The 21,892-nt window shown below is 42.5% G+C and carries 17 protein-coding genes and 1 pseudogene; 6 read left to right on the forward strand and 12 right to left on the reverse strand.

The features are described 5' to 3' along the window. Positions 1-3,764: VWA domain-containing protein (locus ACED59_RS11535; RefSeq protein WP_371731365.1), on the forward strand; the 3,764-nt coding region annotated here is incomplete at its 5' end. 93 nt (positions 3,765-3,857) lie between these two features. Here ACED59_RS11535 and ACED59_RS11540 read toward each other — a convergent pair. Beyond that, entirely contained in the window at positions 3,858-5,051 is a 1,194-nt protein-coding gene (locus ACED59_RS11540; RefSeq protein ID WP_017096635.1) for a class I SAM-dependent methyltransferase, read from the reverse strand. 129 nt (positions 5,052-5,180) lie between these two features. After that, positions 5,181-6,586 (reverse strand): annotated as a pseudogene (locus tag ACED59_RS11545) (methyl-accepting chemotaxis protein). Between the two features lie 88 nt (positions 6,587-6,674). On the opposite strand from ACED59_RS11545, the gene yccX reads away from it, so the two are divergent. Next, a complete protein-coding gene (gene yccX / locus ACED59_RS11550) occupies positions 6,675-6,962 on the forward strand; it encodes an acylphosphatase (RefSeq protein ID WP_017077197.1) in 288 nt (95 codons plus the stop codon). A gap of 58 nt (positions 6,963-7,020) precedes the next feature. Here yccX and ACED59_RS11555 read toward each other — a convergent pair whose 3' ends face one another. The 6 genes from ACED59_RS11555 to ACED59_RS11580 form a co-directional block, all read right to left on the reverse strand. Next, entirely contained in the window at positions 7,021-7,350 is a 330-nt protein-coding gene (locus ACED59_RS11555) for a TusE/DsrC/DsvC family sulfur relay protein (RefSeq protein ID WP_004733621.1), read from the reverse strand. A 156-nt stretch (positions 7,351-7,506) separates the two neighbouring features. Next, positions 7,507-8,172, reverse strand: a complete 666-nt coding sequence (locus ACED59_RS11560; protein WP_017099314.1) for a Bax inhibitor-1/YccA family protein — start codon at positions 8,170-8,172, stop codon at positions 7,507-7,509. 314 nt (positions 8,173-8,486) lie between these two features. Continuing rightward, positions 8,487-9,251: an amino acid ABC transporter ATP-binding protein gene (locus tag ACED59_RS11565; RefSeq protein ID WP_009846639.1), complete on the reverse strand. Its 765-nt coding sequence runs from the start codon at positions 9,249-9,251 to the stop codon at positions 8,487-8,489. 22 nt (positions 9,252-9,273) lie between these two features. Further along, positions 9,274-10,371 carry an amino acid ABC transporter permease gene (locus tag ACED59_RS11570; protein WP_009846640.1) on the reverse strand — a complete coding sequence of 366 codons (1,098 nt, stop codon included), beginning with the start codon at positions 10,369-10,371 and terminating at the stop codon, positions 9,274-9,276. Between the two features lies 1 nt (position 10,372). Next, the gene (locus ACED59_RS11575; RefSeq protein WP_009846641.1) at positions 10,373-11,578 is read right to left on the reverse strand and encodes an amino acid ABC transporter permease; all 1,206 of its coding nucleotides are present in this window, start codon (positions 11,576-11,578) and stop codon (positions 10,373-10,375) included. A 71-nt stretch (positions 11,579-11,649) separates the two neighbouring features. Beyond that, a complete protein-coding gene (locus ACED59_RS11580; protein ID WP_004733634.1) occupies positions 11,650-12,678 on the reverse strand; it encodes an amino acid ABC transporter substrate-binding protein in 1,029 nt (342 codons plus the stop codon). A 486-nt stretch (positions 12,679-13,164) separates the two neighbouring features. On the opposite strand from ACED59_RS11580, the gene ACED59_RS11585 reads away from it, so the two are divergent. Then, entirely contained in the window at positions 13,165-14,106 is a 942-nt protein-coding gene (locus ACED59_RS11585; protein WP_009846642.1) for a bifunctional precorrin-2 dehydrogenase/sirohydrochlorin ferrochelatase, read from the forward strand. Between the two features lie 188 nt (positions 14,107-14,294). Here ACED59_RS11585 and ACED59_RS11590 read toward each other — a convergent pair whose 3' ends face one another. Both ACED59_RS11590 and ACED59_RS11595 read right to left on the reverse strand, forming a co-directional pair. Next, positions 14,295-14,777, reverse strand: coding sequence for a YajQ family cyclic di-GMP-binding protein (locus ACED59_RS11590; RefSeq protein WP_004733632.1), 483 nt, complete (start codon positions 14,775-14,777; stop codon positions 14,295-14,297). A 12-nt stretch (positions 14,778-14,789) separates the two neighbouring features. Further along, on the reverse strand, positions 14,790-15,848 hold the full coding sequence (locus ACED59_RS11595) for a 3-deoxy-7-phosphoheptulonate synthase (RefSeq protein ID WP_009846643.1): 1,059 nt from the start codon (positions 15,846-15,848) through the stop codon (positions 14,790-14,792). Between the two features lie 207 nt (positions 15,849-16,055). Here ACED59_RS11595 and ACED59_RS11600 point away from each other — a divergent pair, with 207 nt between their 5' ends. Further along, positions 16,056-16,943, forward strand: coding sequence for a putative PEP-binding protein (locus ACED59_RS11600; RefSeq protein WP_017099313.1), 888 nt, complete (start codon positions 16,056-16,058; stop codon positions 16,941-16,943). A 176-nt stretch (positions 16,944-17,119) separates the two neighbouring features. Next, positions 17,120-17,602, forward strand: a complete 483-nt coding sequence (locus ACED59_RS11605; protein ID WP_009846645.1) for a PaaI family thioesterase — start codon at positions 17,120-17,122, stop codon at positions 17,600-17,602. A gap of 122 nt (positions 17,603-17,724) precedes the next feature. On the opposite strand, the gene ACED59_RS11610 is transcribed toward ACED59_RS11605, so the two are convergent. Further along, positions 17,725-19,080 (reverse strand): hypothetical protein, encoded by a 1,356-nt coding sequence (locus ACED59_RS11610; RefSeq protein WP_012603874.1) that lies wholly within the window; start codon positions 19,078-19,080, stop codon positions 17,725-17,727. A gap of 28 nt (positions 19,081-19,108) precedes the next feature. Between ACED59_RS11610 and ACED59_RS11615 the strand changes: the two genes are divergently transcribed. Beyond that, positions 19,109-20,017: a S1 RNA-binding domain-containing protein gene (locus tag ACED59_RS11615; protein WP_017099312.1), complete on the forward strand. Its 909-nt coding sequence runs from the start codon at positions 19,109-19,111 to the stop codon at positions 20,015-20,017. A 299-nt stretch (positions 20,018-20,316) separates the two neighbouring features. On the opposite strand, the gene rsmF is transcribed toward ACED59_RS11615, so the two are convergent. Continuing rightward, on the reverse strand, positions 20,317-21,738 hold the full coding sequence (gene rsmF / locus ACED59_RS11620; RefSeq protein WP_017099311.1) for a 16S rRNA (cytosine(1407)-C(5))-methyltransferase RsmF: 1,422 nt from the start codon (positions 21,736-21,738) through the stop codon (positions 20,317-20,319). Positions 21,739-21,892 lie beyond the last annotated feature (154 nt).

The following is a 21,892-nucleotide window of genomic DNA, read 5'->3' on the forward strand; positions in this document are numbered from 1 at the left end:
ATGGCGTAACGTACGATCCTGCGACCAAGCAAATCACCGTTCCCGCGGGCGTGACGACATTTACGGCGACTGTGGCGACGACTCAAGACACGATTGACGAAGCGAACGAGACGTTCACGTTAACCGTGGGCGGCGAAAGCAACACCGCGACCATCATTGATCACGACGTAACTATCAAAGTCCACGATGCTGTGCCTGTGAATGAAGGAGATAGAGCATCCTTTAAAGTGACATTAAATGAAGCCTCTTCTGAAAAACAGTATGTTAAATTTGAAGCGACAACAAACGGTTACGATACTGAATTTGATGACATCGATACCAATAGCCTAACTTACGAATACAAAGATGCTAACGGCGATTTCCAAGTTGCAAATGTTGTTAACGGTTATGTAGAAATTCCGGCAGGAAGAACTGAACTTCGTGTAACGGTTCAAACCGTACAAGACGATAAGTTTGAATGGACTGAACGTTTTGGACTTCACATTGTAGATACAAAATCTCAGGTAGGTGGAACGTCAAGTATTGATGAAGCGAATTCTGATCTGAAAGGTCAAGGTACAATCAAGTTAGATCATTCAGATAACCCTACGCTTACATTGACGAATGCTAATGCTGTTGATGAAGGAAACACGGCCGTATTTGATGGGCAACTATCGAAGGTGTCTGAAGCGTCGATTGAGATGAAAGTCGAGTTTGAATTTTCTAATGGCGTTGGCAAAGCAAACCTTGAGGATTTAGCCGCAGACAGTAGTAAGCCGTTTGCTGGGGTTACAGTCACTTATGTTTCTGGCGGAGTGATTAAGACTATTTCGGTAAATGAAGTGAATGGAACATTCACACTTCCTGCGAAAGTTACGGATTTCAAAGTTAATGTAGATACAGTAAATGATAACCGTTTCGAAACATCAGAAGACTTTGGAATTAAGTTGAGTGAGATACCTTTCCAATCTTCAACTGATGCTAGTAAAGATGTAATCATCAATAGCGGTCAGCACGGTGTATCAGCTACGGGCTCTATAAATGAAGATGCTTCTGATAAACCCGCAATAAGTGTGTCCGATGCTCTTGCTGTTAAAGAAGGTGGAGTGTTGGAGTACAGTGTTGCACTTACAGGTTCTTCTGATATAGAAGTTAAATATTCATTTAACTTCCCGAATAGTAGTGATGTTAGAAAAGCAGACATTTCGTTTACGGATGGCGTTAAACTGAGTGCAGATAAGCAATCTATTATTGTGCCTAAAGGCGTATCTTACTTTAAAGTTATTGTTCCGACATTAGATGACGTTCTTGTAGAAAATACTGAAAATTACACCATTACTATTGGTGGCGACACAGGTACTGGCTCGATACTCGACAATGAAGTTGCACCTGTCATCAGGAATCAGTCAGTCAGTGTGTCTGAAGAAGCTCTTAGTGGGGGTATTACGGATACGATAGGTTTGCCGAGTGATTCTACTGATGGACACTCTGTTCAGGGGGATTTGTCTATTACCGATGCCAATGGTAACTGGTCTGACACTGTATTTAGTGAATCAAGTTCAATTACAGTAACAACATCAACTGGCCAACCTCTGACATCTGAAGGGCATACAATTACTTGGAGTGTATCAAATAATGGTCACACACTTCTTGGCGAAGCTAACGGTAAACCTGTTATTGAAGCGACTTTAAATAGTAGTGGACATTATGAGGTACAACTTAAAGCTCCTGTTGATCACCCTAATACCAGTGGAGAAGATAACTTATCGATTCATATTCCCGTGATTGCTAAGGATACTTCCGGGTTGTCTAGCTCTGGAGGTCAGATTACGGTTTCAATTGAAGACGACCAGCCAGATGCTAAATATGAAGAAATTGATACGACTATTCATACTGTAGGCACTAATGTTCAGCTTATTTTGGATGTTTCTGGATCAATGAAAGGAGATCGTTTCGATGTTCTTAAAGCATCCGTACTGCAAATGCTTAATCAATATGCGGGAGCATCAGATAATGTTCGTGTTCAGCTTATAACATTCAACTATAACGTTTCTCTAGTTGAGCATAATAACAAAGCATGGATGACTGTCGACGAAGTGAAGGGTTATATCAACGCACTACAGGCCGGTGGTGGTACCGCTTATGATGACGCGATACAAGGTGGTAAGAATTATTGGAATACGGACTCCAGTTTACGTATACCTAACGCAAATAACGTCAGTTATTTCATCAGCGATGGTGCAACACATGAAAATGATAAAATAGATAGATATGAAGAGGCTTCATGGAAGCAGCATTTAACTACTAACAATATTACCGCGCACGCAGTTGGAATTGATCTAAAAGGTAACAGAACTCAGATCAACAAAGTTGCATATGATGGAACAGGTCCCAAAGATAAAAACGCGGAGTTGATTGATGATGAATCTCAGCTGAGTGATGCACTTATTAACTCAATCGTACAAAACGTAACAGGTTCAATCTCAGGTAGCGGTTCTGGTTCTGGTTCTGGTTTTGGGGCAGATGGTGGTTACGTAAGTCAGATAAAATTTGGAACTGGCTCATTTAACTTTAATGGTTCGACTATCTCAACATCGGGAACTTTGCCTTCGAATATTAGCTATTCTAAGGATGAAGCAACCAACAAATTAACCATAACCGTCGATGGTAAGTTCGTATTTGTAATTGACCTTGACACCGGAGCGTATGAGTTTAGTGGTAAACCTCAAGATAGGCCTTCAACACTTGATTTTGATTACACACTGAAAGACGGTGATGGTGATACTAGTAGTAATAAGTTGGTGTTTAATGTTCCTGCTAGTAAATCCGGTTTAGATATTAGTGCGCCAGGTGATGCGGTCGATACTCTTAAGCTATACCATCATCAAAATGGTGATGCTAAGCTTCAATGGAGCTCTGTTGGAACGGATTCAACAACAGAGTATTTCACGAAATCAGAAGTGGCTAATGGATTTAAAGTAAATGTTGGTGCTGGAGGAGATCATGTACACCTTGGAAAAGGCGACGATATCATTTGGCTTGGTGACAGTCATTCAAAGTTAGATGATACAGCGGGTGATAGTGCATCTAAGCAGGCTAACGCTCAAGCGACATTAGAATCATTTACTAACGGTTCAGACAGTAGCTTGTTAGCATCAAACAGTAATGGTGAAGGTGCAGCCTTTAATAACTCTATGCCGAGTCAAAGTAACGCGTATTTAGATATTGCTCATAGTGGTGCTGGCGATGATTATGTATACGGTGAAAAAGGTATAGATGTCATTTTCGGTAGTGCTGGTAATGATTACCTAGATGGCGGACAAGGTAATGATGGCCTCCGAGGTGGAACGGGCAACGATACAGTTAAAGGTGGTGCTGGTGAAGATATTCTTATCGGTGGTCTTGGTAACGATATATTAACTGGCGGCAGTGATGACGATATCTTTAAGTTTGTGGATCAAGACACGACTAGTTCTCGGAATGACATTAGAGATGGTGAAAGAGATGTTATTACTGACTTTACAAAGGGACAGGATAAGATAGATTTATCAGAACTACTGCACACAGATGCGAATGATACTATAGACAGTTTACTTAAGAGTAATCAAATTGGTGTTGTTGAAGGTAACGGTGATTTAACTGTTACAATCTCTCAAGCAGGGACTTCGGTTGGTGAGAATAGTCAACAAATTGTTCTTGAAGGTGCTGCTGGCCAGTACGCGGGGCTATCTGAGAGTGCAATCCTAAGTGATTTACTGAAGATATACGATACAACAAGCAACTAAACAAAAAGGGCCGAAAGGCCCTTTTTTTATATCTTAATTTAGTAAAGTAATCGCGCTTAAGAAACCTTACGTTGAGGTTGCAACACCCTACAGTTACAACACTTTACAGGCAAAACCTTTTAGGTAGAAGCCTTCTGGGTACGCTGTATCTGTTAGGTGGTCAGCGGCTTGCTCGAAGCGCTCGACAAATTTAACGGTTCTTCCTGCATCTAGAGCAGCGTCAGCGATGATTTTTTGGAATAAATCAGTGCCCATCAAGCCAGAGCAAGAGTAGGTGAGTAGAGTGCCACCAGGGTTTAAGATTTGCATTGCAAGCATGTTTACATCTTTGTAGCCGTTAGCTCCTGATGTTAGGTTATTTTTGCTTGAAACGAACTTTGGTGGGTCCATGATCACGACGTCAAACTTAGTGCCTTGATCTCGGTATTCACGAAGTAGTTTAAATACGTCTGCGTTTAGGAATACAGCGCGTTTTTTTGAGATATCAAACTCATTGAGTTCAGCGTTGAACTTAGCTGTATCAAGAGCAAGTTGAGATACGTCTGCGTTGATTACACGTTTTGCGTTGCCTTTCAGTGCGTAAAGACCAAATCCGCCAGTGTATGAGAAACAGTTAAGCACATCTTTGCGTTTAACATACTTCATTGATTCTTTACGGCTATCACGTTGGTCCATGTAGAAGCCAGTTTTGTGGCCTTCCATGATGTTTACGCTGATTTTGACGCCGTTTTCTTCAATGACGATAGATTTTGGTGGCTCTTCACCGTGAAGTACACCAACAACTTGTTCTAGGCCTTCTTTTTTACGAACTGCTACGTCTGAACGCTCGTAAATATTACAGTCTGGGAAGCATTCAATTAAAGCTTCAACCAATACGCTCTTATTGAATTCAGCGCCCGCACTTAGTAGTTGGCAAACTAGGTAGTCTTGATATTTGTCGATAGTGATACCTGGCAGTCCATCAGACTCTGCAGCGGTAAGGCGGTAGCCAGTTAAACCATCACGCTCAATGATGTCTTCACGCAGTGATTGCGCGTCTTGAATTCGTTTTACGAAGAACGCTTTGTTAATTTCTTCTTTTTCAAATGTCCAAACACGAGCTCGAATTTGAGATTCTGGTGAGTAAGCCGCTTTTGCTAGCCATTGACCATTCTGAGCATATACGTCTACAGTTTCACCTTGTTGTGGTTCGCCTTCGACCTTATCGATACCGCGTGAAAATACCCAAGGGTGTTTACGGCGTAGTGATTTATCTCGGCCTTTAGCTAGATGAATTGAAGGAGTCATAATTTACTCTGTTTGTTGAATTTGAAGGAGGGGTATTGTCGGGGAAGTACAAGGGAAAAGCAAATAAGAAAGGGCTGCAGAAGCAGCCCTAGTAATGATTAATTAACACATAGTGGTTAGATATCAGTATTAAGCTTTGAGACCTGTCAGCAAACCTTCCATCGTATCGCTTTGCTTACGAAGTTGGTCAACATTTACATTACTCTTACTGATCATTTCACAGATACTGTCTGATTGATGACGAATCTCTTCAACACTTTGTGCAATGTTGTCAGCAACAACACCTTGCTCTTCAGCAGCAGTAGCAATTTGAGTGCTGCTATCAGAAATAGATTGGTTCTTTTCAGCTAACGATCCAATCTCAACGTTTACTTCCGACATCAGTGTTTGACCTTCGTTAGCATTGCTAACAGTCACTTCCATCAATTTTGTCAGTGATTGGCTGTTACGTTGTAATGATTCAATCATACTTTGGATTTCAACCGTTGCGCTTGCTGTGTTCTTCCGGCAAGGGCACGGACTTCATCGGCAACAACAGCGAATCCACGACCTTGCTCGCCAGCACGTGCAGCCTCAATGGCAGCATTCAGGGCTAATAGGTTAGTTTGTTCGGAGATGCCATTGATGGTTGCGACCACTTCATCAATTTGCGCTGCATTAGCATCAAGCTCTTCTACCGCTTGCGAAGCTGATTGAATTTCTTGAGATAGGCTTGAGATAGATTTTAATGTATTCGAAACTTTTACTTGGCCACTCTGTGCAACACCGCGAGCGTCCATAGTCTGAGAGCTAGACTCATGAGCAAGTGTTGCGACTTCACGAATCGTAGCTGCCATTTGTTCCGTTGCACTTGCTAAACTATTCAGATGTTCTTGTTGGTTACCCGATATGTCTGAGCTCTGTTGTGTCGACTGGTTTAAGTCAGAACTGATCTGTTGCATGAGTGCGACAGACTCTTGGATTGATAGAACCATGTTTTGTTCACGTTCTGCAACTTTATCAATAGTAATTGCTATTTCACTGAACTCATCACGAACGAGGAAGTAGTTCATACGACAGGTGAGGTCACCACTCGCTAGCGTGCTTAACGCTTTGTTCATAGAGAACATTGCGCCACCGATGAAAGTCATGATGTAGTAAACACCTAGCGCGATCAGCGTTAGGGTTACAGCGATAATTGAAACCTGAGTCGTCGATAGAGCAGACCAAAGGTTTTGGTCATGGCTGGCAACTAGGCTGAACGCACCATTCATTACTGAAACAGAACCAGCACCGTAACCTAAAGAGATGGTTTCAGAACTACTGACAAGTTGAGCAACTTGATCTTTCGTGAGTTGACCCGCTTCGATAAGTCCTTTCATCAAGAGCATTTCTTCTTGATAAAGATGAGCAAGTAAAGAGTCTGCGGCGCTATCTAAAACAAGAGTTAATATAACCAGGGCGAGAAGAGGTAATAAGAAGAGTAGATAGAACTTTTCTTGGATTTTTAGGTGAATGAGATATTTGTCAATCCAACGAAATGGGATTTCTTTCATAATCGTTATACTCGAAGTAAGTCCACCAATAAGCGGTGAATGAATAGAGTCGCAACTATATCATTCATACAATTTATGAGGCAACGTTATGGAAAGTTCACAATATATTTTTGTCGTATCAGGCGTGGTTCAGTGTGTTGGCTTTCGCTATCACACCAGTAGGCAGGCACAAGCTCTGGGCATTTCAGGCTATGCAAAGAACCTAAATGATGGCCGAGTTGAAGTGTTAGCTGTCGGAAAGGGTAAGGAAATAGAGAAGTTCCACGCTTGGCTTAATATTGGCCCTTCGAGTGCGACGGTAGACCAAGTAGTGATGCATCGAGTTAAAGAAAGTGAGCGGCAGGATGTGCGTATAGGGGAATTTAAAATACTGTAGCTAGCGCACTACAGTATTTACCTTTTTACCTTGAGAGCAACCTAAAGCTGTTTAAGCTTTACAAGCATTTTGCTGGTTTAGGTAAACCCGCGAGCTTGGTTGCTTGTTTAGCGGGGCCTTTCTTGAACAATTTGAATAGGTACTTGCTGTTACCTTTCTCTGGGCCGTGCGCTTTTTCCATCGCTTTAACGAGCATACGAACAGCCGGAGAGGTTTTGAATTCTTCGTAAAAGCTTCTTACAAAATGTACCACTTCTAAGTGCGCATCAGTCAGTTCAATCGCCTCGTCTTGAGCAAGAATCTCAATCATACCTTCTTCCCATTGTGTGTAATCCAATAGGTAGCCTTGAGCGTCGGTTTCGATTTGCTTGCCATTATATTCAAACATGTTTAATCCAGAATCCAATTAACTATGCAGATAGGGTACATGACCAAGTTTGCATTTCTCAATAGATATTGTAGCTATCTAAAGAATTATTGCACTGATAGATACAAAAAAGCCCAAGAGACAGGCTCTTGGGCTATATTTTCAGCGACAGGTAGACTAGTCGTCGCTGTTCATAATGCCTAAGATGCTTAATAGGCTGATGAAGATGTTGTAGATAGAAACATACAAGCTAATCGTTGCTGAGATGTAGTTCGTCTCACCACCGCGGATGATACTTTGCGTTGTTAGCAAAATAACACCAGTCGAGAATAGGATGAACATACCGCTCATTGCTAAAGACAGTAGAGGCATTTGTAGGAAGATGTTTGCAACCATCCCCACTAGCAGAACAACAAAACCAGCCATTAGCATACCGTTAAGGAATGAAAGGTCACGTTTAGTCGTCAGTGCGTAAGCTGATGCACCCATAAATGCTAATGCTGTACCACCAAGTGCAGTAAGGATGACATCACCCATGCCTGCGCCAACGTACATGTTTAAGATTGGACCAATGGTGTAGCCTAAGAAACCTGTAAATAGGAATGTGAAGACTAGACCCATGCTGTTGTCACGGTTCTTTTCTGTTAGGAACAGTAGGCCGTAGAAACCAACTAGCATAATGATAAGACCAGGGCGAGGAAGGTTCATCGCCATAGATACGCCTGCTACTACAGCAGACCAAAGTAGTGTCATAGACAGTAGTGCGTACGTGTTACGCAACACTTTATTGGTTTGCAGAGCATTCTCTTGAGTTGCTGTGCGTGAAAACATAGGGCTGTTCATAATCTTCCTCGTAAGGTGACTTCAATAGTTATTAGTACATTTATGGGGCTGAAAGTTCGAAAAATCAAGTCTTTCATTCCTTTTGTATACCTAAAATAATAATCAAAATAGTCGGTTAAGTGTTTCTTAAGGTGTAACAAAGTGTTTCTAATGACGTATAACGTGTCGCTAATACTCGATGTTCAGACTTTTATAGTTACTGGCTAATGATTTATAACCTTTGGAAAACGAACGATAACATCGAAAAATAAAAAGAACATCGAAAAATAAAGAGGCGACCTAAGCCGCCTCTGTAGTTTATGCATCATAACACATTAATGGTGCAAGATTTGGCTCAAGAAGTTCTGCGTCCTATCCGATTGTGGGTTTTCAAAGAAGTCGACAGGGTTGTTCTCTTCTATGATTTCACCTGCATCCATAAAGATAACGCGATCTGCGACCTCTTTAGCAAAGCCCATCTCGTGCGTTACACACAACATCGTCATGCCTTCTTCGGCCAATTCGACCATTACGTCTAATACTTCACGAACCATTTCTGGGTCGAGTGCCGATGTTGGTTCATCAAATAGCATAACCTGAGGGTTCATACACAAAGAACGAGCAATTGCCACACGTTGCTGTTGTCCACCAGACAGTTGGCCTGGGAATTTATCCGCTTGTTCAGGGATTTTTACACGCTCAAGGAATTTCATCGCGATGGCTTCGGCTTCCTCTTTCGGCATCTTTTTTACCCAAATAGGGGCTAGAGTACAGTTCTCCAATACCGTCAGATGTGGAAACAAGTTGAAGTGTTGAAAACACATGCCTACATCTCTGCGCACGGCTTCAATGTTTTTTAGGTCTTCCGTCAATTCATTACCTGAAACGAAGATATGACCCTTTTGGTGTTCTTCCAACCGGTTGATACAACGGATCATCGTTGATTTTCCTGAGCCAGAAGGGCCACAGATAACGATTTTTTCGCCTTTCTTAACCTCTAGATTGATGTTTTTAAGTACGTGGAATTCGCCGTACCATTTGTTCATGTCTTTTAACTCGATCATAAGACCTTGAGAGTTGTTTTCTGTTTGCTGCGTCATAATACGTCCTTGATCTTGTTAATTATCGTTTGTGACCGGTGTGAAGTCTGTTTTCTAGCCAAATCGAGTATCTCGACATGCCAAAACAAAACACCCAGAACACTAACGCGACAAATACATAACTTTCTGTTGAATACCCAAGCCACTCAGGGTCGGTATTCGCGGCTTGGCCAATCCCTAGTACATCAAACATACCGATAATCAAAACTAGACTGGTATCTTTGAACAAACCAATAAAGGTATTCACAATTGAAGGAATCGTGATTTTAAGAGCTTGAGGCAGAATGATAAGCCCCGTTTTTTTCCAATAGCTCAACCCTAGAGCGTCAGCGGCTTCGTATTGACCTTTTGGTATTGCTTGCAAACCACCACGGATTACTTCCGCCATATAAGCAGCACTAAACAGTACTACCCCGACAAGCGCACGTATCAGTTTATCGGTCTCCATCCCCTCTGATAAAAAGAGTGGAAGCATTACCGAGGCCATGAATAGAACCGTAATTAACGGAACACCACGCCAGATTTCGATGTAAACGGTACACATACTGCGGATGATTGGCATCTCTGAACGACGCCCTAGCGCCAGTGCGACACCGATAGGTAGTGATACAACGATACCAACAAGTGCGATGATCAGTGTAACCAGTAGGCCGCCCCATTTATGGGTATCAACAACCTCTAGACCAAATACACCACCGTATAGTAAGCCTGCAATGATAAACGGGTAGATGTTTACAAAAAATAACCAAATCCACGTACGCTTAGGTGTTTTTTCGTAAGCTAACAAAGCAACAAAAATAGCTAATGTTGCGTAGAAAAAGCGAGGGCGCCACAGTTCCGCTTCTGGGTAGAAGCCGTACATGAATTGGTCCCAACGGACGCTAATGAAAACCCAACAAGCGCCTTCGCTAGTACAGGCATCGCGTGTTGTTCCTATCCAGTCAGCGCTCAAGAATGCCCAATCAGCTATTGCCCATAATAAAGTGAAAGCAAAGTAAGCAAGCACCACAGTGACGACACTGTTAATTGGTCCATTAAATAGATTTTTTCTTAACCAACCGACAGGTCCAACAGTATTCGCTGGAGGCGGAAGATCAGGTTGAAATTGATGTGTACTCATCTTATCTCTCCACCAACGCTACTTTGCGGTTGTATATGTTCATTAGAGCAGATGTTAATAGGCTTAGGGTTAAGTAGACGCCCATTGTCATCGCGATTACTTCGATAGCCTGTCCAGTTTGGTTCAATGTTGTTCCTGCAAAGACAGATACAAGATCGGGATAACCAATGGCCATCGCAAGTGATGAGTTTTTGGTCAGGTTTAAATACTGACTGGTTAGTGGTGGGATAATAATTCTTAATGCTTGCGGTATAATGACTAGCTTAAGAGTTCTTGTTCGCGGGAGCCCTAGAGACATAGCAGCCTCTGTTTGCCCATGGTTTACCGCGTTAATACCTGAACGCACAATCTCGGCGATGAATGCCGCTGTGTAGATACTTAAAGCGAGCATCAATGCTGCCAATTCAGGAATGATACTGATACCACCTTTGAAGTTAAACCCTTTCAGAACAGGGTACTCCGCAGAGATAGGCATACCCATAACAAAGTAAGTGACTAATGGTAAGCCCACAATCAGCGCTGCAGCAATTCGCAACATTGGTGTTTGTTGGCCGGTTAGCTTTTGTTTGTTATTAGCCCAGATGTTGATAACAAAAGTAGCGATGATACCGACAATCAATGATGCGATGACAATGCTACTGCCTTGTTCTAACACTGGAGCTGGGAAGTACAAACCACGTACATTCAAGAAAATAGCTTCACCAAGGCTCATACTCTGACGAGCGGAAGGCAATGCTTGTAGAACGGCGAAATACCAAAAAAATATTTGTAGAAGAAGAGGAATATTTCGGAATATCTCAATATAGACAGCTGCAAATCGGCTAACTAGCCAGTTTGAAGATAGTCTAGCGATACCCATACTAAAGCCCAGTACTGTGGCTAACATGATGCCTAATACTGAAACTAAAGCGGTATTGAGAAGACCGATAAAGAATGTACGACCGTATGAGAATGTTTCGTCGTATTCAATCAGTGTTAAGCCGATACCAAAACCAGCTTCTTGGGAGAGAAAATCAAAACCAGTGGCGATACCACGGGAGTCTAAGTTTGTGAGTGCATTATTTACAATCGTGTAAAAGAAAGCACAAAGCGCCGCGACGGCGAGAATTTGGAAAACAATTGAGCGAAAAGTGGGGTTGTAAAAAAGGTTGGCACTTTTGGGCTGTGGTTTTTCTTGAGTTGGAGAAATAGTTTCATTAGGTTTCATACTGCTATAACCTCAAATCCATTTAATAAATAGGGCGGAAAAGTCCGCCCTAATTGATGCTTGTAAATTTATTAACGGATTGGTGGAGCGTACATAAAGCCGCCCGCATTCCATAGTGCGTTTACGCCACGAGAGATCTGTAGTGGTGAACCTGTACCCACAGTACGTTCGAAGCTCTCACCGTAGTTACCAACTTGTTTAATGACTTGGTAACCCCAATCGTCACGAATGCCAAGGCCTTTACCTTTAGGACCGTCAACACCAAGAATACGCTTGATGTTTGGATCTTTTGACTTAAGCATTTCGTCAGCATTCTTAGAAGAGATGCCGTACTCTTCTGCGTTAATCATTGCAGAAAGGGTCCATTTAGCAACGTTGAACCACTTGTCATCATCTTGACGAACAACAGGGCCTAGTGGCTCTTTAGATATGATTTCAGGAAGTACCTGTGCAGATTTAGGATCAGCTAGATTTAGGCGAAGTGCATATAGACCAGATTGGTCAGTTGTAAGAACATCACAACGACCCGCGTCGAAACCTTTTGATGTTTGTGCTGCCGTATCAAATACCACTGGCTTGTAAGACATGCCACTGTTACGGAAGTAATCGGCTAGGTTAAGTTCAGTCGTTGTACCTGATTGAACACACACTGAAGCGCCATCTAGTTCTTGAGCACTTGTTAGTCCAAGTTCTTTCTTAACCATGAAGCCTTGACCATCGTAGTAGTTAACGCCTACGAAGTTCAAACCTAGAGCAGTGTCACGATGTAGCGTCCATGTTGTGTTACGAGATAGTACGTCTATTTCACCAGATTGAAGCGCGGTAAAACGCTCTTTTGCTGTTAGCGGTACATACTTAACTTTAGTCTTGTCACCGAGTACAGCCGCTGCAAGAGCTTGACAATACTCAACATCAATTCCTTCCCATTCACCTTTTGAGTTAGGGTTAGAGAACCCTGGAAGACCTGTACTTACACCACAAGTTAGAAAACCTTGGGATGTGACTTTGTCCAGAGTGCTTTCTGCCGCTGATGCTGATGTTGCCATCATCGCAGTTGATGCAGCTACTACTGAAGCAAGAAGTGTTAGTTTATTTGTCATTTGTATCCTTCCTTGTTAACCAGGTGACACCTGATACTCATACTCATACTCGTTTGAGTGTCTCTTGTGTGTTGCGTTGTCTATGACCTTGTTGCTCAAATTAAGCGAGTTGCATTTTGCAAATGAAACCGTGTGCGATTTAAACAACTGTTTATAAGGTTAGGAAAGGATCCGTAGTTTCACAAATGTATAATTTAAAAAGAATTTTGAATGAAATCACAAATCCGAACACAATTAGAATGACCAAATGTTAACTGAATGTAAATAGTGCAACGGTTCACACTGTTGGTGCAACGAGATTTAGGTTTTTATATTGATGGTGGGCTAGGTAAATATTCTGAATTAAAGTCGTATTGGTGGCGCATTAGCCTTAAGAAAGTTGAAAATTTGGTCAATAAATATTTTTATTACGCTTGGATAGTTATGAATATGCTCCAAATTTGGTAGCATGTCTGAATAGTTATTGAAGTAGTCTCAAGGAAGAACATGCGTTATTTCCCAATGTTTTTGGATGTAGAGAATAAGCCAATTCTAGTGGTTGGTGGGGGCGAGGTTGCTTGCCGAAAAGTCGACAGTTTGCTGCGAGCGGGTGCTAATGTAACTTTGGTTTCTCCTAAGGTCGCACCTTACTTAAAAGAGCTAGCCGATGAAGACAAACTTCGTTGGGTTCAAAATTTTTACTCGTCACAGCTTATCTCGAAAAACTACTTACAAGTGTGGGCAACCACAGACAACCCAAACCTAAATCATCAAGTACATAATGATGCAAAAAAAATGGGTATTCTTGTCAATGTGGTCGATGACTTACCCTATTGTGATTTCATCACACCCTCAATGATAAATCGCGGACGAATCCAAATAGCGATCTCAAGTGGGGGTGCATCACCTGTTTTGGTGAGAAATATTAGAGAAAAACTCGAAACTGTATTGCCACAGAACATAGGTTTGATAGCGGACTTCGGTGCATCAAAACGCAATTCAATTAAAGAGTCCTTTCCTACTGTTGATGAACGCCGAAAATTCTGGGAGCGCTTTTTGTCGTCCAGTTTTATTAATCAAGTGACGGATAGGGATCAACTTGAATCGTACTATCAACAGTCGTTGACTGAGCAAGTTGATAGTGAAGGGCAGGTCACTTGGATCGAATTTGAAGAAGATGTTGAGCTACTTTCTATGAAGGCTTTACGTCTGATGCAAGAGGCAGAGCTAGTACTTTCACCAATCGATTGTCCGTTCGAATTTATAGACTTATGCCGTCGAGATGCAGAAAGAGAGAGCTATGTTAATAGCGGAGAGCTATCAACCAAGCTTGAGCAAGCCAGAGCTGAGAAATTACGAGTGTGTGTGTTTATTCCACCAGCAAGCGTAGAGTTTAATCTATTGGTAGGTAAAGACCTGAAACTGTCTGCTGCAAAAGTGCTCAGGTGAGTGGTAGTTGATAGATTTTAGTTGAAGTGAGCGCTTTTTAGTTGTTTGCAAATCGGCTAGAGACCCTGAATAAGACTGACCGATAAATAAAAAGCCACTTCCTAAAAGAAGTGGCTTTTTGTGATTTTAAACACGACATTGTGCTGATGAATGAGCAACCACAATAAGCAGTCGCTCAAACTCGAAAATTAGTCGCGGAAGTTGTCAAACTGGAAAGGTTGACCAAGTTCACCGCTGCGAACTAGAGCCATAACAGCTTGTAGGTCATCACGCTTTTTACCCGTTACACGAACTTTGTCGCCTTGGATAGAAGCTTGAACTTTAACTTTGTTGTCTTTGATTAGCTTAACGATCTTCTTAGCGACATCCGTTTCGATACCTTGCTTAAAGATAACCGTTTGGTGCCAAGTGCGACCTGTTTGGTCTGCTGCTTTCGCTTCCATCGCGTTAGGATCAACATTACGTTTTGTTAGGTTGCTACGAAGGATATCGCGCATTTGCTTCAGTTGAAAATCGTCTTGAGCAGTCAATTTTACTGATTCATCTTTGTAATCAAAGCTTGCTTCAACGCCGCGAAAATCGAAACGAGTCGATAGTTCACGGTTTGCGTTGTCTACCGCGTTACGCAGTTCTACTGCTTCTACTTCAGAGATAATGTCAAATGATGGCATTGTGTTGTTTCCTTAAGCTAAGTTTCTATCTTTAATTGCTGTTGCAAGCATATCGAGCATTGTTGCAGTATCTTCCCAGCTTAGGCATGGGTCAGTAATAGACTTGCCGTATTCTAGGTTGTTGATATCTGTCATTGGCTGGTTACCTTCAACAATGAAGCTTTCCGCCATGATGCCTGCAATTTGATTCTTGTTAGATTTGATTTGCTCACAAATGTCTTGTGCAACTTCTAACTGTTTACGGTGCTGTTTCTGACAGTTAGCGTGGCTAAAGTCTACAACTAAACGTTGAGGAAGATCGAATTCAGCCAGTTGCTTACATGCGTTATCTACAGATTCAGCATCGAAGTTAGGGCCTTTATCGCCACCACGTAGAATTACGTGACCGTATGGGTTACCAGAAGTACGGTAAACCGTCATGCGGCCGTTCTTATCTGGCGAGTAGAAGTAGTGTGAAGCATGCGCAGCACGAATCGCATCAATGGCAATTTTGATGTTGCCGTTAGTCGCGTTTTTGAAGCCAACTGGGCAAGACAGTGCAGAAGCCATTTCACGGTGAATCTGAGATTCAGTCGTGCGAGCACCAATTGCGCCCCAAGTGATAAGGTCTGCAATGTACTGGCCGGTGATCATATCAAGGAATTCAGTCGCGGTAGCTAGGCCAAGCTTGTTGATATCTAGCAATAGCTTACGTGCTTTATTCAAGCCTGTTTCAAGTGCGTATGAACCATCGAGATTCGGATCGGTAATTAAACCTTTCCAACCTACAACCGTACGAGGCTTCTCGAAGTAGGTTCTCATGACAACGAACAGTTCATCTTTGTATTGATCTTGAATCTGGCTTAGACGTTCAGCGTAATCAAGTGCCGCATCTGTATCGTGAACAGAGCAAGGACCAACGATAACTAATAGGCGATTATCACGACCCGTTAGGATATCTTCGATTTGGCGGCGAGAATTCTTAATGCGCTCAGCAACGTCGTCAGTAATAGGGTGTGCATTGCCTAGTTCGGCAGGAGTTGGCATAGGACCCAGAGCTTGGGTTCTCAACTCATCAGTTTTTAATGGCATGTGATAGCTTTTTTATTCTATTGCGAAGTGGTTAAGATAACGGAATTGAACAGAGGAATAAACTCTCTTAAGTCAAAGTTATCTCTGTTATTGCTAATATTCTCATTTTTATCAGCAGGCCAACGTCAAATGGGGGATTTTCACTTGTATTAACAGGCAGCTATCGGTATTTTCGTTTGAACACAACATAAAAATGCTGGAGCAGCAATGACTCAAGAAAATCAAAGCACTTTGCACCCAGAACTTGTCTTAGGTGATGTGCTGCCTTCTTACAACGATAATAATAATTCCAACCACTTATACGTTTCATTATCTGAATTGGTCATGGAGCGTGTCTTCTATCATCCAAGTATTGAAAGTCATTTAGAAACACTGACTGATATCGAAAAAACCTCTTTAGATGCGATCCTTGGCGATAAAACAGTCGATGAGCATTTTGTTTCGACCTTAGTGATTGCCATTCAAGCAGCCGTTCAGCCAAACCACGCCACTGTTCGTATTGCGTTAAGTAGTGCTGATAGCTATGGCTTCCGTTCGCTACTTGGTGGTAGCTGTGAAGCCGAAGAGATAAATCCGGCCTTAGGTGTTCGTGGGGTTGCGCGTTATGCGACAGCCGAGTACAGCAAGGCTTTCGCTTTAGAGTGCCAGGTTATTAAAGCGCTGCGAGAGCAGGGTATTAACGTTGAAGTGGTTGTACCGTATGTACGAGCATTAAGCGATGCTGCTAAGATTATTGATTTGCTTGCAGAGCAAGGCTTACCACGCGGGCTTAATGGTTTGAAAGTTCTGTTCTCGTGCGATGTGCCGTCTGCAGTGCTACTAAGCGAAAGATTACTGCATTATTTTGATGGTGTTGTGGTAAACGTTGATAGCTTAGCGTCTTTCACTTTAGGTGTAGACAAGCACAATGAAGCTCAGCAACACGCTTTTGATCCTCAAAACGAGGCAGTTATTACCTTGTTGAGTATGATCGTTAAAGCAACACTGAACGCGAAGAAGCCCGTCCTGCTTGTGACTCAAGGCCTGGTGGACTACCCGCGCTTACAAGGGTTCATAGCGGATCTCGAAGGTGTAGAAACAGTTATCACTGCATAAACCAGCTTATTGTCTAGATAAATCAACTTGCTGTATGAGTTTATCTAAGTCACTAAAGCTTAGAGAAAAAGGGAGATATCATTATGCGATGATATCTCTTTTTTGTAACATTTTTTTGACATGCACATCGCTAATCGATTAACTGGTCTGATGACTTATTTGACTAGGTAATCCGAATGCTGACCCCTCTACAAAAAGCAAATTTCTACTTGAGCATGTTTGGCTTTTTCAAAGTACCTCTGATCTGGCTATGTCGACCAAAACTGCTCGCGCTGGATAATCAACATGTTGAAGTGAAAATCCCTCTCAAAAGGCGAACTAAGAACCACCTCAATAGCATGTATTTTGGTGTGTTAGCTGTGGGAGCTGACGTAGCAGGTGGTTTCCTTGCTATGAGTAAATCTCAGCAGCAGGGCGAAAAGATTTCTTTGGCATTTAAAGAGGTGACAGGTAATTTCTTGAAGCGTCCAGAAGGTGACGTACACTTCACTTGTAACGATGGTGAGCTGATCAACACTATGTTGGCAGAAACCATGTCTACTGGCGAGCGTGTGAATCAACCAGTGACCATTATAGCGACCTGCCCATCTTTGCATGGCGACGAACCAATGGCGGAATTCACGCTAACACTTTCGATTAAGAAAGTCCCAGCTAGATAATAGCTCGGAAGTATAAGGTTGGGCTAAATCTGAAGATCATAGTTCGACAGAAGTCGTTGAACAAGTGGAGGAGCGGTATGTGAATTGAATACCCACATACCGTACCGCACATCCTAACAACGTTATGATTCTTGAGTGATTTGCTCGATATCAACGATTTTTGAACGGTTCATGACTATTTTCCAGCGGTAATAGGTAGGCTCATCATCGTGATTGTTCTCTTTAATGATCAGGTTGAGCAGGTGGCGTTTTTCTACTGATTCTCGGCTTACTTGCCCTTCATTCATTCGATATACGTTATTTGAACCCTTGTCCATTAAGCGTGTCAGTGCTCTGAGGCTGATCGATACCGTTTCACGAGTCTCTTCGTAACCACTCATGAATGTCGATGTCGACATTTCTGTATGCGAACGATAGTGCAAAATTTGCTCTTCACGTTGAACAACACGTTTCTTACGTATTGATTGAATACGGTCTGCTAACTTAGAAAAATTCGCGTAGTCCAACCATTCAAGCTTATGGCCGACAGATTTATTGGTTGTTGGATCAAAGTAGCGACGCTTCCACTTGGGTTTGCCTTTACGCAGCCAGCGCCACAGTATGTCTCTTAAATCATCTTTGAAGATTTCACGCAAAGCGTAAATGAATGACATCGATACGATGAAAGATGCAGTAATCTCTCCTAGAAAGTCGCGAGCTAATATAACGGTTGTGGTAACTACCACCATGACCAAGCCTGTGGCGATGCCTTTAACTGCTCTCTTCACGTTCTTACCCATTGATGTCGTCTTTTCTTTGAGTACGATAGGGTGTTCGATCAAACGTCGCAACAGTCGCATCTTGTTGCTCAAACGTGTTACGTCTTCTCGTACCTTCGCTGAGTTATAGCGATTAAGTTTTCGATGGGCGGTCTCTTTTTCACAAAGCGTCAAGAGTCGCTCTTTTATCGTCGAGTATTCACTGCCACGTGGCATATGTGATACCAAAGATAAGAACTTTTGCTCCGTGTACCAAGAAAGGTAATTATCAATATTGGCATAATAGCGCTTTAGGTTTTCTTCATAAGGAATACTACGACGAAGCTTCTTGAGGATATCCAAAGCCAGTTCGATGACTTCATCGACGTCATCAGCCGTTACGTCGTCACTATCTGTCTTGTTCAAGCTGCTCACGGCTTTATCTAAAGCAATCACGTATTGATAGGCGAACAAACTCAAACTCACACGATACTGTGTCGTCGATAAGCGTCCGCGTTTTGCCAAGCGGCTGTGTACCAATGGTAATAGTGTCTTATCACTGTAGTAAGCGCGCTTTTGAGTAATTGAACTGTAGAAGAAGGCACTTTCAGAAAGTACTTCCGGAGTCAGTCCGAGTTCACCGGGAATGAATAGATAAACGTCCATATCGAGCTTTTTGGTCTTCGCCATCGCATGGTTAATTTTAAGTGTTATCGCATCTTGTTTATCAACGGTGATCAACGATGTCTCCTAGAATATAAAAATATGAATGAAACTAGCGAAAGCATATCAGAGATCACGTATAATCACCGCCAAATTTAAAGTAGAGACAATCTTGATGATTAATATTGGTCAAATAAACAACCTAGAAGTAGTAAAACAAGCAGACTTCGGTGTATTCCTTGACGCGAGCGACTATGGAACCGTGTTGCTGCCGAAACGATTTACTCCTGAAGGTGTTGAAATTGGTCAAAAGCTAGATGTTTTTTTATACATTGATTCTGACAACCAGATCGCTGCCACAACTGAAAAACCAATAGCTCAAGTAGGGCAGTTTGGCTTGATGACGGTTGAAGGTGTTAACAGCACTGGTGCATTCATGAGCTGGGGCGTGAAAGGTAAGGACCTTCTTGTTCCTTTCAGCGAGCAGCGCGGCCGTTTAAACGAAGGCCAGTCAATCTTAGTATATGTGTATATCGATAAAGCATCGAGCCGTATCGTTGGTACAACGAAGTTCAACAAATGGTTAGACAACACGCCTGCGACTTATAAGCAAAATGAACAAGTTGATCTCATTATCGCTGAGCGCAGCCAACTTGGTTACAAAGCGATCGTGAACGGTGAACACTGGGGTATGATTTTCCCATCAGACATCATCGGTAAGCTGTTCATTGGTAAGACACTAAAAGGCTACATTAAAAATGTTCGTGAAGAAGACGGTAAGATTGATTTGTCTCTTCAGAAAATTGGTGTCGCTAAGATGGGTGACCTAAGCACTAAGGTTCTGGATCTTCTTGAGAAGAAGGGCGGTTACCTGCCTTTGAATGATAAGTCTTCTCCTGAAGCTATTTTCTCTGCATTCAGAACCAGTAAAGGTACGTTCAAGAAGACAATTGGTGGTTTGTACAAATCTGGCAAGATCACTATCGACAAAGAAGGTATCAGCTTAGTTAAATAAGCGATCCTTTCGGTCAAAAAAAAGCCCAAACCTTCCTGTTTGGGCTTAGGGGAAAGGGCTCCGAAGAGCCTACGCTAATCGTTTTAATCTTTTGACTATTAGATTGAAGTCTAGTTTAGATTCCCTAAAGTGCGATTTTTCTTTTTGGAAATAGTGACTTGAATTGATATTTATATAATTAGCTGTTGATTTACAAGCGCTCACACACTGACTTACATGGTCGATAGAATAGAAAAAGCCCAAACAATTAACGTTGTTTGGGCTTTTTGTTTATCAAGCTGTATACAGAAAGAAAGCTTTTAGAAAAGGTTCTTATCGCGTACTAGCTCGCGTGGTAAACCATTCTTCACTCGGTTGCCAACCCACTTACCAAGGCCGATGATTGCACCATTGTACTTCACTAGTACTTCACCTTTGCCAGACAAGCCTTCAGGGCGAACATCGCGGCCCATGAACCATTCACGGGCATCTTCGATATTTAGCTCGACAACATTAGCTTCATTACCTGTTGCAAGCGTTGTCGCGACTTGGTGCTGCCAGCGGTAACCTTTTTTATGGGTTTCAGCGATCTTGATGCCCATGCGAGAGAAACGGAACTCACCGATCATAGGTTCTAGCGCTTCCGGGAATAGCCAAACGTCTTTGTCACGAATCCAAACTTGAGTATCACTTGGTAGTTCGATATCAAGTGCGCCCAGCAGTTGTTCAGCGACTTCTTGTTGAGCTTTCTTTGACGCTTTTTCAAATGGAAATTTGCCCAGACGTTTTTTCACTTCTGGTGGTGTCACAGACGCTAGTTTACGGATGCGCGCAACGAAGAAGCCTTCTGAATCATACACTTGTGGGAAAATGTGTAGAAAGCCTTCTTCTGTCGTGGTTGCTTTAGCATTGTCGAATAAGTTTTCCAAAGACTCGAACTCAACCGCATCACCAAAGGTCTCTTTTAGGTGATGACATACTTGTTGGTTCTCTTCCGTGCTTAACGTACAGGTTGAGTAAACCAGCACGCCGTTAGGTTTGAGAGCATGAAAAGCACTTTCGATCAGATCTTTTTGAGTGTCAGCAATATCGACTACAGATTGATACGTCCAGTTCTTCATCGCATCAGCGTCTTTGCGAATCGTACCTTCACCAGAGCAGGGCGCGTCTAACAGAACAGCATCAAACTGTTCTGGTAACCACCCACCGAAAACTCGACCATCAAAGTTACTGAGTGCGGCATTACGAACGCCACAACGTTCGATGTTGGCATGAAGAACTTTCACGCGGCTTGCTGCGTACTCATTGGCAACCAATACGCCGCGATTATTCATTAGCGCTGCGATTTGCGTTGTTTTAGAACCGGGTGCAGCCGCAGTGTCTAATACGGCTTGGTAGTCAGCCTCACCTTGGAAAAGTGCTGACGGTGGCATCATAGAACTGGCTTCTTGGATATAGAAAAGGCCAGACATGTGTTCTGCCGTATTACCTAGTGGCGCTTCACTTTCATCCGCTGTAATCCAAAACCCCGTTTCGCACCAAGGTACAAGTTCCAGTTCCCAGCCTTTGTCTTTTGCTCGTACTAAGAAGTCCTCAACACTGATTTTCAATGTGTTGACTCGAATACTTTTACGAAGTGGTTTTTGGCATGACGCGACAAAAGAAGCCATATCTAGATGACTAGGCATGATTGATTCGATGTGCGTTAGGAATTCTTCAGGAATATATACGTTAGCGTGCAAAAGAGTGTCTCGATTTATTGCATTAATGCGGGGGAGTTTAAAGCAAAATGAGGCCGTCCTAAACCATATTTATAGTAAACAACAAAAATGCAGCCGAATGGCTGCATTTTGATGATGAATTATTCTTCGTCAAGCGGTATTAATTTGCATGGAG

It is taken from the genome of Vibrio sp. FF266 (genome assembly GCF_041439695.1).
Taxonomy (GTDB): domain Bacteria; phylum Pseudomonadota; class Gammaproteobacteria; order Enterobacterales; family Vibrionaceae; genus Vibrio; species Vibrio tasmaniensis_A.

Coding starts and splice junctions, on each gene's coding strand:
- ACED59_RS11540 (WP_017096635.1), bottom strand. CDS start 5,051: ATGACTCCTTCAATTCATCTAGCTAAAGGCCGAGATAAATCACTACGC.
- yccX (WP_017077197.1), top strand. CDS start 6,675: ATGGAAAGTTCACAATATATTTTTGTCGTATCAGGCGTGGTTCAGTGT.
- ACED59_RS11555 (WP_004733621.1), bottom strand. CDS start 7,350: ATGTTTGAATATAATGGCAAGCAAATCGAAACCGACGCTCAAGGCTAC.
- ACED59_RS11560 (WP_017099314.1), bottom strand. CDS start 8,172: ATGAACAGCCCTATGTTTTCACGCACAGCAACTCAAGAGAATGCTCTG.
- ACED59_RS11565 (WP_009846639.1), bottom strand. CDS start 9,251: ATGACGCAGCAAACAGAAAACAACTCTCAAGGTCTTATGATCGAGTTA.
- ACED59_RS11570 (WP_009846640.1), bottom strand. CDS start 10,371: ATGAGTACACATCAATTTCAACCTGATCTTCCGCCTCCAGCGAATACT.
- ACED59_RS11575 (WP_009846641.1), bottom strand. CDS start 11,578: ATGAAACCTAATGAAACTATTTCTCCAACTCAAGAAAAACCACAGCCC.
- ACED59_RS11580 (WP_004733634.1), bottom strand. CDS start 12,678: ATGACAAATAAACTAACACTTCTTGCTTCAGTAGTAGCTGCATCAACT.
- ACED59_RS11585 (WP_009846642.1), top strand. CDS start 13,165: ATGCGTTATTTCCCAATGTTTTTGGATGTAGAGAATAAGCCAATTCTA.
- ACED59_RS11590 (WP_004733632.1), bottom strand. CDS start 14,777: ATGCCATCATTTGACATTATCTCTGAAGTAGAAGCAGTAGAACTGCGT.
- ACED59_RS11595 (WP_009846643.1), bottom strand. CDS start 15,848: ATGCCATTAAAAACTGATGAGTTGAGAACCCAAGCTCTGGGTCCTATG.
- ACED59_RS11600 (WP_017099313.1), top strand. CDS start 16,056: ATGACTCAAGAAAATCAAAGCACTTTGCACCCAGAACTTGTCTTAGGT.
- ACED59_RS11605 (WP_009846645.1), top strand. CDS start 17,120: ATGCTGACCCCTCTACAAAAAGCAAATTTCTACTTGAGCATGTTTGGC.
- ACED59_RS11615 (WP_017099312.1), top strand. CDS start 19,109: ATGAAACTAGCGAAAGCATATCAGAGATCACGTATAATCACCGCCAAA.